At 53.6% G+C, this 15198-nt stretch carries 12 protein-coding genes; 6 read left to right on the top strand and 6 right to left on the bottom strand.

Annotation, left to right across the window (positions count from 1 at the left end; all coding sequences use genetic code 11):
• Positions 1-18: 18 nt before the first annotated feature.
• The 6 genes from metG (at position 19) to sanA (ending at position 6958) form a co-directional block, all read left to right on the top strand.
• Complete coding sequence (gene metG / locus F3J37_RS23330; protein ID WP_369410694.1) at positions 19-2106, top strand: methionine--tRNA ligase; 2088 nt, start codon at positions 19-21, stop codon at positions 2104-2106.
• Positions 2107-2163: 57 nt separating this feature from the next.
• The gene (locus tag F3J37_RS23325) at positions 2164-2538 is read left to right on the top strand and encodes a CidA/LrgA family protein (protein ID WP_034824894.1); all 375 of its coding nucleotides are present in this window, start codon (positions 2164-2166) and stop codon (positions 2536-2538) included.
• Positions 2531-3223, top strand: a complete 693-nt coding sequence (locus F3J37_RS23320) for a CidB/LrgB family autolysis modulator (protein WP_166936131.1) — start codon at positions 2531-2533, stop codon at positions 3221-3223. The genes F3J37_RS23325 and F3J37_RS23320 overlap by 8 nt, the downstream gene beginning before the upstream one ends.
• 124 nt (positions 3224-3347) lie before the next feature.
• Positions 3348-4244, top strand: coding sequence for a cytidine deaminase (gene cdd / locus F3J37_RS23315; RefSeq protein WP_166936129.1), 897 nt, complete (start codon positions 3348-3350; stop codon positions 4242-4244).
• Positions 4245-4404: 160 nt separating this feature from the next.
• The gene (locus F3J37_RS23310) at positions 4405-6102 is read left to right on the top strand and encodes an NAD-dependent malic enzyme (protein WP_034824900.1); all 1698 of its coding nucleotides are present in this window, start codon (positions 4405-4407) and stop codon (positions 6100-6102) included.
• A 136-nt stretch (positions 6103-6238) separates the two neighbouring features.
• Positions 6239-6958: an outer membrane permeability protein SanA gene (gene sanA, locus F3J37_RS23305; RefSeq protein WP_166936127.1), complete on the top strand. Its 720-nt coding sequence runs from the start codon at positions 6239-6241 to the stop codon at positions 6956-6958.
• Positions 6959-8101: 1143 nt separating this feature from the next.
• On the opposite strand, the gene mglC is transcribed toward sanA, so the two are convergent.
• The 6 genes from mglC to folE all read right to left on the bottom strand — a co-directional run bounded on the left by mglC (position 8102) and on the right by folE (position 15081).
• Positions 8102-9112: a galactose/methyl galactoside ABC transporter permease MglC gene (mglC, locus tag F3J37_RS23300; protein WP_034824905.1), complete on the bottom strand. Its 1011-nt coding sequence runs from the start codon at positions 9110-9112 to the stop codon at positions 8102-8104.
• A gap of 18 nt (positions 9113-9130) precedes the next feature.
• Positions 9131-10651 carry a galactose/methyl galactoside ABC transporter ATP-binding protein MglA gene (mglA, locus tag F3J37_RS23295; RefSeq protein ID WP_034824907.1) on the bottom strand — a complete coding sequence of 507 codons (1521 nt, stop codon included), beginning with the start codon at positions 10649-10651 and terminating at the stop codon, positions 9131-9133.
• A gap of 70 nt (positions 10652-10721) precedes the next feature.
• Entirely contained in the window at positions 10722-11717 is a 996-nt protein-coding gene (gene mglB, locus F3J37_RS23290) for a galactose/glucose ABC transporter substrate-binding protein MglB (RefSeq protein ID WP_034824919.1), read from the bottom strand.
• 304 nt (positions 11718-12021) lie between these two features.
• Positions 12022-13062, bottom strand: coding sequence for an HTH-type transcriptional regulator GalS (gene galS, locus F3J37_RS23285; protein WP_166936125.1), 1041 nt, complete (start codon positions 13060-13062; stop codon positions 12022-12024).
• A 141-nt stretch (positions 13063-13203) separates the two neighbouring features.
• A complete protein-coding gene (gene yeiB, locus F3J37_RS23280; RefSeq protein ID WP_166936123.1) occupies positions 13204-14364 on the bottom strand; it encodes a DUF418 domain-containing protein YeiB in 1161 nt (386 codons plus the stop codon).
• 51 nt (positions 14365-14415) lie between these two features.
• Positions 14416-15081: a GTP cyclohydrolase I FolE gene (gene folE, locus F3J37_RS23275; RefSeq protein WP_034824925.1), complete on the bottom strand. Its 666-nt coding sequence runs from the start codon at positions 15079-15081 to the stop codon at positions 14416-14418.
• Positions 15082-15198: the final 117 nt, after the last annotated feature.

Genomic DNA, 15198 nt, shown 5'->3' with positions numbered 1-15198 from the left:
TTGTGTTTACGCCAGAGGGTGCTTCGGGTAACATCTAAGCCCGATTTTTATTCACGGAACGCTACGCAAACTATGACTCAAGTCGCTAAAAAAATTCTGGTAACGTGCGCACTGCCGTACGCAAACGGTTCAATCCATCTCGGTCACATGCTTGAGCACATTCAGGCTGACATTTGGGTCCGTTACCAGCGAATGCGTGGCAACCAGGTTTACTTCATCTGCGCAGACGATGCCCACGGCACGCCGATCATGCTGAAAGCACAACAGCTCGGTATCCCACCTGAGCAGATGATTGCCGAGATGAAGCAGGAGCACGAAACTGACTTCGCTGGCTTCGACATCAGCTACGACAACTATCACTCCACGCACGGCGATGAAAACCGTCAGCTGTCAGAGTTGATCTACGGTCGTCTGAAAGAGAACGGTTTTATTAAGAACCGTACCATTTCACAGCTGTACGATCCGGAAAAAGGCATGTTCCTGCCCGATCGTTTTGTCAAAGGCACCTGCCCGAAATGTAAGTCACCGGATCAGTACGGCGATAACTGCGAAGTGTGCAGCGCGACCTACAGCCCGACAGAGTTGATCGATCCGAAATCCGTGGTTTCCGGCGCGACGCCGGTACTGCGTGATTCCGAGCACTTCTTCTTCGACCTGCCTTCATTCAGCGCGATGTTGCAGACCTGGACTCGTTCAGGTGCGTTGCAGGAGCAGGTGGCGAACAAAATGCAGGAATGGTTCGAATCGGGCTTGCAGCAGTGGGATATCTCCCGCGATGCGCCTTATTTCGGTTTCGAAATTCCAGGCGCGCCGGGCAAATACTTCTACGTGTGGCTGGATGCGCCAATCGGTTACATGGGTTCCTTCAAGAACCTGTGCGACAAGCGCGGTAACATCGATTTCGACGAGTTCTGGAAAAAAGATTCTTCTACCGAGCTGTATCACTTCATCGGTAAAGACATCGTTTACTTCCACAGCCTGTTCTGGCCTGCAATGCTGGAAGGCAGCAACTTCCGCAAGCCGACCAACCTGTTCGTGCACGGTTATGTGACGGTGAACGGCGCGAAGATGTCCAAATCACGCGGCACCTTCATTAAGGCCAGCACCTGGCTGCAGCATCTGGATGCGGACAGCCTGCGTTATTACTACGCAGCGAAACTCTCTTCACGCATCGACGACATCGACCTGAATCTGGAAGATTTCGTGCAGCGTGTGAATGCCGATATCGTCAACAAGGTGGTGAACCTCGCGTCCCGTAATGCTGGATTCATCACTAAGCGTTTTGGCGGCAAACTGGCGAGCGAACTGGCCGATCCGGCGCTGTATCAGACCTTTGTCGATGCCTCAGAGAAGATTGGCGAAGCCTGGGCGAGCCGCGAGTACAACCGCGCGATTCGTGAAATCATGGCGCTGGCGGATATCGCTAACCGCTATGTGGATGAGCAGGCACCGTGGGTGGTGGCGAAACAGGAAGGCCGAGATGCTGACCTGCAAGCGATCTGCTCAATGGGTATCAACCTGTTCCGCATTCTGATGACCTGGCTGAAGCCGGTGCTGCCTTCACTGAGCGCGCGTACCGAAGCCTTCCTTAACACGGAACTGAGCTGGGATGCGATTGCACAGCCGCTGGTGGATCACGATGTGGCGCCTTTCAAAGCCTTGTATGGCCGTATCGAAATGGCCAAAGTTGAAGGCCTGATTGAAGCATCTAAAGAAGATGCAGCTGCGGCGAACAAGCCAGCAGTAACCGGCCCTCTGGCGGATGCGCCGATTGGCGAAGCCATTACTATCGACGATTTCGCTAAAGTTGATATGCGTGTAGCACTGATCGAGAAAGCCGAGCTGGTTGAAGGTTCTGACAAGCTGCTGCGTCTGGAACTGGATCTTGGCGGCGAGAAGCGTCAGATCTTCTCGGGCATTCGCGCGGCCTATCCGGATCCGTCAGTATTGGTTGGCAAGATGACCATCATTGTTGCTAACCTGGCACCGCGTAAGATGCGTTTCGGCATCTCAGAAGGCATGGTGCTGTCAGCCGGTTCCGGCGGTTCAGACCTGTTTGTGTTGTCCGTTGATAGCGGTGCACAGCCTGGAATGCAGGTGAAGTAATTGAACAAGCCGCCTTCAGGGCGGCTTTTTTATCGACCCTCTGTTGTGGAGCCTGTCGTGCTAACTGCTTGCTGGCACTATTTGCGTGCCTTTGTGATTATCTATGCCGCGCTCTATGCCGGAAACGGTATTGCAGCCCTGCTGCCGTTTACCATTCCGGGCAGCATTATCGGCATGCTGCTGCTGTTTACCTTGCTGGCGCTGCAAATTCTGCCGGTCGGTTGGGTGAAACCGGGCTGCCATTTACTAATCCGCTACATGGCGCTGCTGTTTGTCCCGATCAGCGTCGGCGTGATGGGTTACACCGATATCCTGAGCGCGCAGTTTGGACCGATTGTCGTCTCCTGCGTGGTAAGTACCTTTATGGTGCTGTTAATCGTTGGCCTGAGCGCCGAACGTTTGCAGCGCCCGAAGGAGCAGCCTCATGACTGACGCCTGGTGGTCACTGCCGCTCACCGTGGTGGCGTATCTGCTGGCGCGTAAGCTGGCAGCCAAAATCAATATATCGATCATTAACCCGCTGTTGGTGGCGATGGCGATTGTGATTCCGATCCTGCTGCTCACCCATATCCCTTATACCCGCTATTTTGCCGGCAGCACCTTCCTTAATCAGCTGCTGCAACCTGCGGTGGTCGCACTGGCCTTGCCGCTGTATGAACAGATGCATCAGATTCGCGCACGCTGGAAAACCATTATCAGCGTCTGTTTTATTGGCAGCATCACCGCGATGGTCTCCGGCACCGCTATTGCGCTGTGGATGGGGGCTACGCCAGAAATTGCCGCGACGATTATGCCGAAATCCGTCACCACGCCGATTGCCATGGCGGTATCTGGTTCGCTGCACGGCATTCCCGCCATTAGCGCCATCTGCGTGTTGATTGCCGGCGTGCTCGGCGCAGTGTTCGGCCATATGCTGCTAAATCTGTTTAGGGTACACAGCAAATCTTCACGCGGCCTGGCGATTGGTAACGCATCGCATGCCTTAGGCACGGCGCGCGCGGCAGAGATCGATTATCAGGAAGGGGCATTTAGCTCTTTGGCATTAGTGATTTGCGGCATTATCACATCGCTGCTGGCCCCCTTCCTTTTCCCGCTACTGATGCACTGGTTGGGCTAAAACTTGCGAGAGATCTCGCAAAGTTGAAACAACTCAATCTGCTTACATTGTCATAGCGACACAGATCACATATAACCCCATAGGCGGCGCATCGCCGCTAACGCGTTAATGAGGTCATCACATCATGCATCCACGATTTACTGCTGCTTTCTCCGCCCTGCCCGCTGACTTGCAAACTGCGATTCATCCCTTGCTGGATGCAGCTGATTTTGACGGCGTACTGCGCCCGCAAGACGTGGCGCGCCTGAAGCAGGAAACGGGGCTGGATGATGATGCCCTGGCGCTGGCACTGCTGCCGATTGCCGCCTGCTGTGCGGTGGCACCGGTGTCTCACTTCAATGTGGGTGCGATTTCACGCGGAGTGAGTGGTCACTGGTATTTCGGTGCCAACATGGAATTCGAACATGCGCCGCTGCAGCAAACCGTGCATGCGGAGCAGAGCGCCATTACTCATGCCTGGCTGCACGGCGAAGAGAAACTGGATGCCATCACCGTCAATTACACGCCTTGCGGTCACTGCCGTCAGTTTATGAACGAGCTAAACAGCGGCACGGCGATCCGCATCAGTCTGCCAGGTCGTGCAGTGAGTACTTTGGGCGATTATCTGCCGGATGCGTTTGGCCCCGCCGATCTGAATATCACGGAACGTCTGCTGACACCGATTCATCACGGTTTCGCTGCGCAAGGTGATGCCTTACAGCAGGCGGCGATTGAGGCGGCGAACAACAGTCATGCGCCCTACAGTCACAGCTACAGTGGTGTGGCCCTGCGCAGCCAGAGCGGTAACCTCTTCACCGGGCGCTATGCGGAAAACGCCGCTTTCAACCCAAGCCTGCCTCCGCTGCAGGCAGCGCTGATTATGATGAACATGCGTAATGAAGCACTGGATACGATTAAACAGGCAGTTTTAGTCGAATGTGAAGGCAGCACGTTAAGCCAGCGCGATGCCACGCGCGCTACGCTGGCGGCTCTGGGCTGTGAAGATTTCTCACTTACTTTAGTTTCGAAAACATCAGTTTAGTGATCCTTTCATCGCTTTTGTGACTTTCTATTAACAAAAGCTGTACATCTGCAAGAATCCTCATAGGATCGGGCGCCAGAACTACTTCACAAGAAACAGGTCTGGCGTTACCTTTTCCCGGTGACACGTCAGAAAACACTGCAACCGGAGCAAAGACTGCATGGAACTCGACTACGAAAGTAAACGTCCGCTGTATATTCCTTACGCGGGTCCGATTCTGCTGGAATTTCCGCTGCTGAACAAAGGCAGCGCCTTCACCCTGGAAGAACGCAACGAATTTAACCTCAATGGCCTGTTACCCGAAGCCGTTGAAACCATCGAAGAGCAGGCAGAGCGTGCCTGGCGTCAGTTCCTGGATTTCAAAAATAATAACGACAAGCACGTCTATCTGCGCAACATCCAGGACACCAACGAAACGCTGTTCTACCGCCTGCTGGATAATCATCTGGAAGAGATGATGCCGATTATTTATACCCCAACCGTCGGCGCGGCCTGTGAACACTTCTCTGAAATTTATCGTCGTGCGCGCGGTGTGTTCATCTCGTATAACAATCGCGATCGCATTGAAGACATGCTGCAAAACGCCACTAAGCAGAACGTGAAAGTGATCGTGGTGACCGATGGCGAGCGTATTCTCGGCCTCGGTGACCTCGGCATCGGCGGTATGGGTATCCCAATCGGTAAGCTGTCGCTGTATACCGCGTGTGGCGGGATCAGCCCGGCGTATACCCTGCCCGTGGTGCTGGATGTCGGTACCAACAATCAGCAGTTGCTGAATGACCCGCTGTATATGGGCTGGCGTCATCCGCGTATCACCGGCGAAGAGTACGAAGCCTTCGTTGATGAATTTATCCAGGCAGTGAAACGCCGCTGGCCGAACGTGCTGCTGCAGTTTGAGGACTTTGCACAGAAGAACGCTATGCCCCTGCTGGAGCGTTATCGCGATGAGGTGTGCTGCTTTAACGATGACATTCAGGGCACTGCCGCCGTTACCGTTGGCACGCTAATCGCCGCCAGCCGTGCCGCAGGCAGCCGTCTGTGCGAGCAGAAAGTGGTGTTCCTCGGCGCCGGTTCCGCTGGTTGCGGTATTGCGGAGCAGATCATCGCGCAGATGAAATCTGAAGGTCTGAGCGACGACGAAGCACGTTCCCGCGTGATGATGGTCGATCGCTTTGGTCTGTTGACCGACAAACTGCCTAATTTGCTCGATTTCCAGGGCAAACTGGTGCAGAAGAGTGAAAACCTGAAGGACTGGGATGTGACCAGCGATTCTATTTCACTGCTGGATGTGGTGCGCAACGCGAAGCCAGACATTCTGATTGGTGTGTCAGGTCAGCCGGGTCTGTTCACCGAAGAGATCATCCGCGAGATGCACAAGCACACCAAGCGTCCGATCGTGATGCCGCTGTCAAACCCAACCTCACGCGTTGAAGCCACCCCAGCAGATATCATCTCCTGGACCGACGGTGAAGCGCTGGTCGCGACTGGCAGCCCATTTGCACCGGTAACCTGGAAGGGTAAAACCTACCCGATTGCCCAGTGCAACAACTCCTATATCTTCCCAGGTATTGGTTTGGGTGTGATTGCCGCCGGTGCTACCCGCATCACCGATTCGATGCTGATGACCGCCAGCCGCGCCCTGGCTGACTGCTCACCGCTGGTGAACGATGGCGAAGGCCCGGTGCTGCCAGAATTGAAACACATTCAGGGCGTTTCGAAGCTGATCGCTATGGAAGTGGGTAAAGCAGCGCAGTTGGCTGGCGTGGCCGTGGTGACCTCAGAAGACGTGCTGTCAAAAGCCGTGAACAACAACTTCTGGCTGCCGCAGTATCGTCATTATCGTCGTACGTCTATCTAAGCAGACAGCGCAGCCGGTGAATTCAGTACCGGCTGCGCTTAAAATATCGCCAGCCAACCGGCGTAAACTTGCTTAGCGCCCCCACCTCAAGTAGCCTTTAGCCATCCTTTTTTCCGCCAACCGAGTGCTTACGCGCATGATTAAACGCGTTTTCTTTGGTCTGTTTTTCATCATCTTATTGATGGTGGCGACCGCGCTCGGCCTGGATCGCTGGATCAGCTGGAAAACTGCCCCGTTTATTTATGAAGATGTCACCTCGCTGCCGCATCGTCAGGTCGGGGTGGTCTTAGGCACCGCCAAGTATTACCGCACCGGCGTGATCAATCAGTATTACCTCTATCGCATTCAGGGTGCGCTCAACGCTTACAACAGCGGCAAGGTGAATTATCTGCTGTTGAGCGGTGACAACGCGCTGCAAAGTTATAATGAACCGATGACCATGCGCCGGGATTTGATCAAAGCCGGTATCGATCCTGCCGATATCGTGCTCGACTATGCCGGATTCCGTACGCTGGACTCGATTGTACGCACCCGCAAAGTGTTCGATACCAATGATTTCATCATCATTACACAACGCTTCCACTGTGAGCGCGCGCTGTATATCGCCCAACATCTGGGGATTCAGGCGCAGTGTTATGCGGTGCCGTCTCCGAAAAATATGCTGTCGGTGCGTTTCCGCGAGGTTGGTGCTCGTTTAGGCGCATTAGCCGATTTGTATCTGATGAAACGTGAACCTCGTTTCCTCGGCCCGCTGGTGCCGATTCCGGCGGTGCATGAAGTGCCAGAAGATGCACAGAGTTATCCGGCGGTGACGCCAGAGCAGTTGCTGGACCTGGAAGAGAAGTTGCAGAAGTAACGCCGCCTGAAGATATTGCGTTGATGCCATCTGGTGTCGCTTGGGTTGTTGTGGTGACGGTATCTGCTGCTTCAGGGTGCTGTGATAATGCTGTCTGGTGTCGCTTCAGGTTGCTGTTATAACGCTGTCTGGTGTCGCTTCAGAGTGCTGTGATAACGCTGTCTGGTGTCGCTTTGGGGTGCTGTGATAACGCTGTCTGGTGTCGCTTTGGGGGCTGGCGGTCCTCGCGCCGCTGACGCGGTGCCTTCACGCCGTTCGTCTGCCTTACGGAACGGCGGGGATGGCACATCCATGTGCCGCCCCGCCTTCCGCCCGCATCCCTGCGGGCTATCCTGGCATCCTCACTCTGTTCAGCACTGCGAATTGCCTGCCCCCAAAGCGACACCAGCCTGCTCCTAAACTTTATTGCGTGCTGTTAAAAAAGGCACGCAGCTTCAAGCCTTAGCCGATTGGCTGCAAGAGCTATGCTTGGATGCCGTGTGTTTGGCCTAATGGCAGAGACAATGCCATTACTTTCTCTCAGCCACTGCAAGAGCCATCTGCAAAAAGTAAAGTATCTGTTCAAAAAGCGGGCGCTATGTTTGAAGCCATGTCCCCTATGCCGCTGAAAGGACAATTCGCAGAAGCCGCATATTTAAAAAAAACGGGCACAACGTTTGAGGCCATATCCCTATGCCGCTGAAAGAACTATTCGCAGAAGCCGCATATTTAAAAAAAACGGGCACAACATTTGAGGCCATATCCCTATGCCGCTGAAAGAACTATTCGCAGAAGCCGCATATTTAAAAAAACGGGCACAACATTTGAGGCCAAAGCACCTCTGCTGATGCAAGGGCGATCCGCAGCGCTGAGGCTTTTACGTTGGGCCAGGAGCCAGTCGCATGGATGCGACTGGCAGTTCGGGTTGGCCAGGACGGCCTTACCCGAACGGTCCGTAGGCACGACGTGGAAGCCGAGGGCACCGCGTCAGCGGCGCGAGGACTGCCCGGCAGCAGCAGAGGTGCTTTGAGCCCACACCGCACCCGCCCTTAGCCCTTAGCCCTTAGCCCTTAGCCCTTAGCCCTTCGCAGTTTGCACAAATAAAAAAGGCCACCATTCATAAAATGGCAGCCTTTTGCAGTGATGTGTTGCTGTGTGTCAGTCTTATTTTTTACGTGCGTACTTCAGTGAATCCAGGGCTACAGCGAAGATGATAATGCCGCCCTTGATAATGTACTGCCAGTAAGGGTTCACGCCGATGTAGGTCAAACCGTAGTTGATAACGGTGAAGATGATCACACCGGTCACCACGCCCGCAACTGTACCCACACCACCCGCAAATGACACGCCGCCGACCACGCAGGCCGCAATCGCATCCAGCTCATACATAAAGCCGAGGTTGTTGGTGGCACTGCCGATGCGGCCCGCTTCCAGCATCCCGCCGAAGGCGTAGAACACGCCTGACAGCGCATACACCAGAATCAGGTTCAGCGGCACGTTAACGCCTGAAACACGAGCGGCTTCCGGGTTACCGCCGATGGCAAAGATGTTCTTACCGAAGCGCGTTTTATTCCACAGAATCCAGACAAAAATAATGGCAATGAACGCGTAGAAGGTAATGAACGACAGCTTGAAATCACCGAAACGGAAGAAGCCCTGAGCAAAGGTCGAGAAGCCCGCGTCAAAACCGGCCACCGGTGATGCGCCAACAAAGTCGTAATACAGCGAGTTAATGCCGTAAACGATAATCATGGTGCCCAACGTGGTGATAAATGGCGTCACTTTCAGATAAGCGATGATCACGCCGTTCACCAGGCCAATCACACCACCGATAATGCACACGGTCAGGATAACCAGTGGAATCGGTACGGTATCCAGGTGTGGGAACACCTTATTGGCGTTATCCATGGATTGCAGCAAGGTCGCCGCAACCACCGCGGCCAGACCGACCTGGCGCCCGGCTGACAGGTCAGTACCCTGCGTCACGATCAATCCCGCCACGCCCAGTGCAATAATAATACGCACCGAAGACTGGGTCAGAATGTTACTCAGGTTCATCAAACTTAAAAACGTCGGATCCTGGAAAATAATAATTGCCAGCAGTACCAACAGGACAACGTAAATGCCGCCCTCTTTTAACCAGGTTAGCGCATTCTTTTTAGTAGTCGCTTTCATGTTAAAGCCCTTGCTTCATTAAAGGTGTAATGACGCTAAACGCAGGATTTCATTCTGCGAGGTCGTTTTGGTCTCGACAATGCCCGCTACCAGGCCATTACTCATCACTAAAATACGGTCGGTAATTCCCAGCAATTCTGGCATTTCAGAAGAGATAATAATGATGCCCTTCTCTTTCTTCGCCAACTCAGAAATTAACTGATAAATTTCGAACTTAGCACCAACGTCAATACCGCGCGTCGGTTCATCCAGCATCAGAATTTCCGGCTGGGTTAATAACCAGCGACCGATAATAACCTTCTGCTGGTTACCACCGGAAAGCGAACCAATTTGCGTATGATGACCTGGCGTTTTCACGCGCATTGAATCAATCACCCACTGGGTATCACTCTTCATGCGCTTATTATCAAGCAAGCCCATGCTGGATTTGTATTTTTTAATATTGGAAATAAGCGAGTTAAAACCAATATCCAGATAAGCATAAATCCCGGTTGAACGACGCTCTTCCGTCACCAGCGCAAAACCGTGGTTAATCGCTTCATTGGCACTGTGGTTATTAATCGCTTTACCGTGCAGCTTTATGGTGCCGCCTGACTTTTCGCGAATACCAAATAAAGTCTCGACGATGTCAGTACGTTTAGCGCCCACCAATCCGGCAATGCCTAAAATCTCACCTTTGCGCAGGTCGAAGGAAATATCGCGAATCGACGGCTGACGCAGCGAGGTTAAATGGCGCACCTCAAGAATGGTTTCGCCCGGCACGTTGGTCTTATCCGGGAAACGCTGGTTCAGTGAACGACCGACCATCATGGCGATGATCTTATCCATATCCAGCCCTTCCAGCGGCTGAGTAGCAATCCACTGTCCATCGCGAAGAATTGTGATTTCATCACACAGCTGGAAGATCTCTTCCATCTTGTGTGAGATATACACGATGCCGCAGCCACGATCTTTCAGCTTACGGATAATCGTGAACAAGTGATTCACTTCTTTTTCGGTCAGCGACGATGTTGGCTCATCCATGATGACGATTTTCGCGTCATAGGAAAATGCCTTGGCAATTTCAATCATCTGCATTTGCGAAACAGACAGATTAGCCACTTTATCGCGTGGATCGATATCAATATCTAATTCGTCAAAGATCGCTTTGGTATCGCGATACATTTTATCCTGATCAACAAACACGCCTTTACGTGGATAGCGGCCAAGCCACATGTTATCCATCACGTTGCGTTGTAAAACCAGGTTTAATTCCTGATGCACCATTGAAACGCCATTTTCCAGCGCTTCTTTGGAACTTTTATAATCAATTTCTTCACCCTGAAACAGGATGCTCCCCGTATCCTTTTTATAAATACCAAACAGGCATTTTAATAATGTGGATTTTCCGGCGCCGTTTTCGCCCATTAAGGCATGGACGGAGTGCGGCCGCACTTTCAAATTCACATTATCTAAGGCTTTCACCCCTGGAAATGATTTCGAGACATTCGTCATCTCCAGCAGATATTCACGCTGTGCGGTCGGATTCTCACTGGCCATAATTTACCCGGCTAAATAAAACGTGGGTCAGATGCAATAAGGCGCGGCGTGCTGCCGCGCCCGGTACGTATTACTTCACAAACTGAGACAGGTTTTCTTTATCTACTGGTACGTAAGGAACACGTACGATTTTGTTTTCCATCTTGAAGTTAGTACCGGCGGTTGGCTCTTTGCCATCGGCCAGGTTCTTCGCGATATCAATGGTGGCTTTCGCCTGGTTTTCCGCATCGTTCAGCACGGTACCGGCCATCGCACCGGATTTCACCAGTGCCAGCGCTTCTGGCAGCGCATCCACACCAAACACCGGAATGCTGGTTTTGTTGTGCGCTTTCAGGGCTTCTACTGCGCCCATTGCCATCGCATCGTTGTTCGCGATGATCACTTCAATTTTGTTGCCGTTCGGGCCAGACAGCCAGGCGTCAACTTTGTCTTTTGCCTGTGCGGTGTCCCACATCGCGGTATCCATCGCCAGCTGCTGAGTTTTGAAACCATCGGTGTTCAGGGTTTCGATCACGTATTTGGTACGTGCTTCAGCATCCGGGTGGCCCGGCTCACCTTTCAGCAGAGCAAACTGAATCTGACCATCTTTGTTCAGATCCCAGGCTGGGGTGGCTTTCCAGTGCTTCTCAATCAGTTTGGCCTGGATGATGCCTGACTCTTTAGAGTCGGTACCCACGTAGTAGGCTTTCGGGTAGCTCGCCAGCACTTTGGCGTTCGGTTCTTTGTTGAAGAACACTACTGGCACGTCGTTGGCTTTGGCTTTGTCGATCACCACTGCCGCAGCAGCAGGATCCACCAGGTTGATCGCCAGCGCTTTCACGCCTTTGGCCATCAATACGTCAATCTGGTCGTTCTGGGTGGACTGGCTGTTCTGCGAGTCATTCATCAGCAGTTGGATGCCGCCCAGTTTTTTGGCTTCGCTGTCGATATCCTTGCGAACCATAGACATAAAGTTGTCGTCGTATTTATAAATTGTCACGCCAATGCGGGTATCGGCGGCGTGCGCAGTTGCACCAAACATCATGCTGGCAACCAGTGCTGTGAGCGTGAAAACCTTCTTATTCATGGTATCTCCGGTTTTTTATGTAGGGCATATCATCGCGCTGTGCTGCCTGCGGGCAACCAGCGCAGTCGGTTCAAACTCATTTATGGGGCGGACGCGTAACGCAAAGCCGGGCCACCATCGCTATCCTGACTTCCCTGTACGTAAACGCTTCCTGAAGAGTGTTGTGAACTATTTCAATCGGCTACTGAAACCTGACCGGAGAAGGAGAACCCGGCGTTACATGATGTTTCAGTCCGGTAAGACGCTGCCATCATAGTGAGCGCCATGTTAATTAACTGTGAATGTAATCACAGATTGGAAACGGTTACACAGCGCTATCGCCCGAATTAGTGACCGACTCCACAATTTGCCGCTGAGCGACCGAATGGCGGCGTACCAGAGTCGGCATAAAGCAGTGTGTGGCGTCGGGATCGAGTTCGCCCGCTGCGCCTTTCAAGGCCAACTCCGTGGCTAATTTAGCCATAGAAACAATAGGATAACGTACAGTCGTTAATTGCGGATCGGTGTAACGCGAGATGGGAATATCATCAAAGCCGATGACGGAGAAGTGCTGTGGCACCTGAATGCCATTATCTTTCAATGCGGTCAGCGCACCGGCGGCCATACCGTCACAGTAGGAGAATATGGCGGTTAAATGCAGGTTACGGCCCAATAACTCCACCATCGCCGCTTCCCCGCCCTGCATGTCCGGTTCGCCATGGGCAATCCAGGACTCCTGCGGGCGAATCCCCTGCTCTGACAAGGCTTGCAGCCAGCCTTCACGCCGTTGCGTCACATCTTCAATCGGGTGGCTGGAACTGAGATAACCAATGCGTTGATGGCCCTGTTGTAACAACATGCGCGTAGCCATCAGTGAACCCGTTACATTATCCAGGCAGACGCAACGATGTTCGTACCCGGGAATAGTCCGATTAATCAGCACCATACCGGGAACCTGATCCATAAACTGAGTTAGTTCAGCGTCTGAAAGCGTTTTCGCGTGTACCACCAGCGCGTTACATCGTTGGCGGATCAGCACTTCAATCGCATGACGTTCTTTCTCTTCCTGATGCCAGGAATTGCTGATCAACACGTGTTTGTGCACGCGCTGCGCCACGGTATCTACCGCTTTCACTAATGCGCCAAAGAAGGGATCGGATACGTCCATCACCACCACGCCAATGGTGTCACTGACCTGGGTGGCCAGTGCCTGCGCGTTGGCGTTCGGGCGATAACCCAGTGATTCCGCCGCCTGGAGTACGGCTTCACGGGTATCAGGGGTGACTGCACTGCTGTTATTGAGCACACGCGACACGGTGGCTACTGATACACCGGCCTGACGGGCGACATCTCGAATCGTTATCATGCAGCTGTTCCACAGAGGAGAAAATGCGCGACAAGCGCGTAACGGCGCTATTTTGTCAGGGCATTTTGCTCAACTGCGTGAATCACGTCACACGAATGAAAACGGTTACATACAAATCTGCAACCTTTGTGATGAACATCATTATCTGATGCGGGAGGAAGGTTCCGCTTTGCCGGCGGCGAGACGTGTCAGTTTGCGCCAAATCCACTCCATCGGGCCCTGCGGGAAAAAGCGCAGCCAGAGTACTGAAAACAGGATATTGACCAACCAGATAGCCGGGACCAGTGCCAGCAGATGCAGGCGATCAAACTTGAGGAACAGATTGAAGCGATAGAACAGCGTGGTGCAGATCAGCGTCTGTAACAGGTAGTTGCTGAGTGCCATGCGGCCAACGCATTGCAGCGCATAACTGATACGCGTGGCACCGATTTGCGGCCAGAAGCCAAAACAGAGCGCCGCATAGCCGAGGCTGATAAACGGGCTGGCGAGATCGCGAGGCACCTGCAGTAAGAAGCCGCTCCAGCGGAACTCCCAGTCCAGTAACCATTGCGCCACTATGCCGGGAATGGCTATCACCCAGCCGATCGTCAGCAGCAGCGCGGCCGAGCGACGATAGTGCTGCACGCTGAACTCGCCTTTCAGCCAGCCGCTGCGCATCAACGCCGCGCCAATCAGCATCAATCCCGCCAGCTGCCAGCCGTACTGCGCGGCCAGCGCCATCAAGCCGGATGAGAGATGGTCGAGGCGGTTCTGAATCGCTTCCCAGCCACCGACCAGTTTCCAGTAGCTTTCATACTCGATATCGGCGGCACCCGGCAGCCACGAACGGCCCGGTTCCGGGCTGGAAATGCCCCAAAACACCAGCAGTACGCCGCAACCGATCAGGTAAAGCAACACGCCAGTTTGCAGCAGAGCTTTGTCCGAAGGCACTTCACGCAGCATCCGCCAGATAATCAGCCCGGTCAGACCGTAATCCAGCAGGATATCCCCTTCCCAGAAGAAGATGCTGTGAATAAAACCCAGCAGCACCAGCAACGTCAGGCGCGCCGACATCCAGCGACTGCCACGCGGGATCTGCAGATAAAGGCCACCGCCAAACAACAGCGCAAACAGCGTGAGGAATTTCAGTTGCGCCAGGCCATCCATGATCGCCCAGGTCCAGGCATCGGAAAGCGAGATAGTGCCCTGCCACGCCGGATTGAGATAGGCAGCAGATGGCAAGCCAAAACCCACGATATTGAGCAGCAGAATGCCGAGAATGGCGCAACCACGAATGAAATCCAGCGCAAGATAGCGTTGCATCGAGTGACCTGACGGAGAGAGAAAACGGGCGGCAATAAGCCGCCCAAAGGATTAGCTGTGACGCACCGCGCGTAAGAACTCCTGGCGCGTATTCTGGCTGGACTTGAACAGGCCACCCAGTGATGTGGTGGTGGTGGCGCTGGTGGCATCTTTCACGCCACGCGCTTTCACGCAGTAGTGCACCGCATCAATCGACACCGCCACGTTGTTGGTGCCAAGCAAAGTTTGCAGCGCCACCAGCACTTGCTGGGTTAAGCGCTCTTGCACCTGTGGACGCTGGGCAAAGAACTGCACGATGCGGTTGATCTTCGACAGACCAATCACCTTCTCTTTCGGGATATAAGCGACGGTGGCTTTACCGTCGATAATCACGAAGTGGTGCTCACAGGTGCTGGTCAGGGTGATATCACGCACGGTGACCATCTCATCCACCTTCATCTTGTTTTCGATGACGGTGATTTTCGGGAAGTTGGCGTAATCGAGGCCTGAGAAGATCTCGTCCACGTACATCTTGGCGATGCGATGTGGCGTCTCCATCAGACTGTCATCTTCCAGATCCAGATTCAGCAGCTGCATGATTTGGGTCATATGACCGGCGATTTCACGCTTGCGGGTTTCGTCATCCATCTCGCGCACCGGGGCGCGTAACGGCGTTTCCAGGCCACGCGCCAGCAGCGCTTCGTGAACCAGGGCGGCTTCCTGACTTAAGGTGCTCATCGTACTCTTTCTCCGGCAGGTGATGCGCCCGCAGATCGTCGCCTGCGGGGGAAATTCTGAGCGCGTATTGTGAAACACAACGCGCGCGTAATCCAGCAATCAATCCAATCGGAGATG

The sequence above is a fragment of the Candidatus Pantoea communis genome (assembly GCF_011752685.1).
GTDB lineage: Bacteria > Pseudomonadota > Gammaproteobacteria > Enterobacterales > Enterobacteriaceae > Pantoea > Pantoea communis.
Note: the sequence above shows the minus strand (reverse complement) of the source record. Positions and strands in the feature narration are given on the sequence as shown.

What these genes read in the sequence shown, in the direction of transcription:
- yeiB (WP_166936123.1), bottom strand. Translation starts at nt 14,364, where the DNA reads ATGCAACGCTATCTTGCGCTGGATTTCATTCGTGGTTGCGCCATTCTC.
- F3J37_RS23310 (WP_034824900.1), top strand. Translation starts at nt 4,405, where the DNA reads ATGGAACTCGACTACGAAAGTAAACGTCCGCTGTATATTCCTTACGCG.
- galS (WP_166936125.1), bottom strand. Translation starts at nt 13,062, where the DNA reads ATGATAACGATTCGAGATGTCGCCCGTCAGGCCGGTGTATCAGTAGCC.
- sanA (WP_166936127.1), top strand. Translation starts at nt 6,239, where the DNA reads ATGATTAAACGCGTTTTCTTTGGTCTGTTTTTCATCATCTTATTGATG.
- mglA (WP_034824907.1), bottom strand. Translation starts at nt 10,651, where the DNA reads ATGGCCAGTGAGAATCCGACCGCACAGCGTGAATATCTGCTGGAGATG.
- mglC (WP_034824905.1), bottom strand. Translation starts at nt 9,112, where the DNA reads ATGAAAGCGACTACTAAAAAGAATGCGCTAACCTGGTTAAAAGAGGGC.
- F3J37_RS23320 (WP_166936131.1), top strand. Translation starts at nt 2,531, where the DNA reads ATGACTGACGCCTGGTGGTCACTGCCGCTCACCGTGGTGGCGTATCTG.
- mglB (WP_034824919.1), bottom strand. Translation starts at nt 11,717, where the DNA reads ATGAATAAGAAGGTTTTCACGCTCACAGCACTGGTTGCCAGCATGATG.
- cdd (WP_166936129.1), top strand. Translation starts at nt 3,348, where the DNA reads ATGCATCCACGATTTACTGCTGCTTTCTCCGCCCTGCCCGCTGACTTG.
- folE (WP_034824925.1), bottom strand. Translation starts at nt 15,081, where the DNA reads ATGAGCACCTTAAGTCAGGAAGCCGCCCTGGTTCACGAAGCGCTGCTG.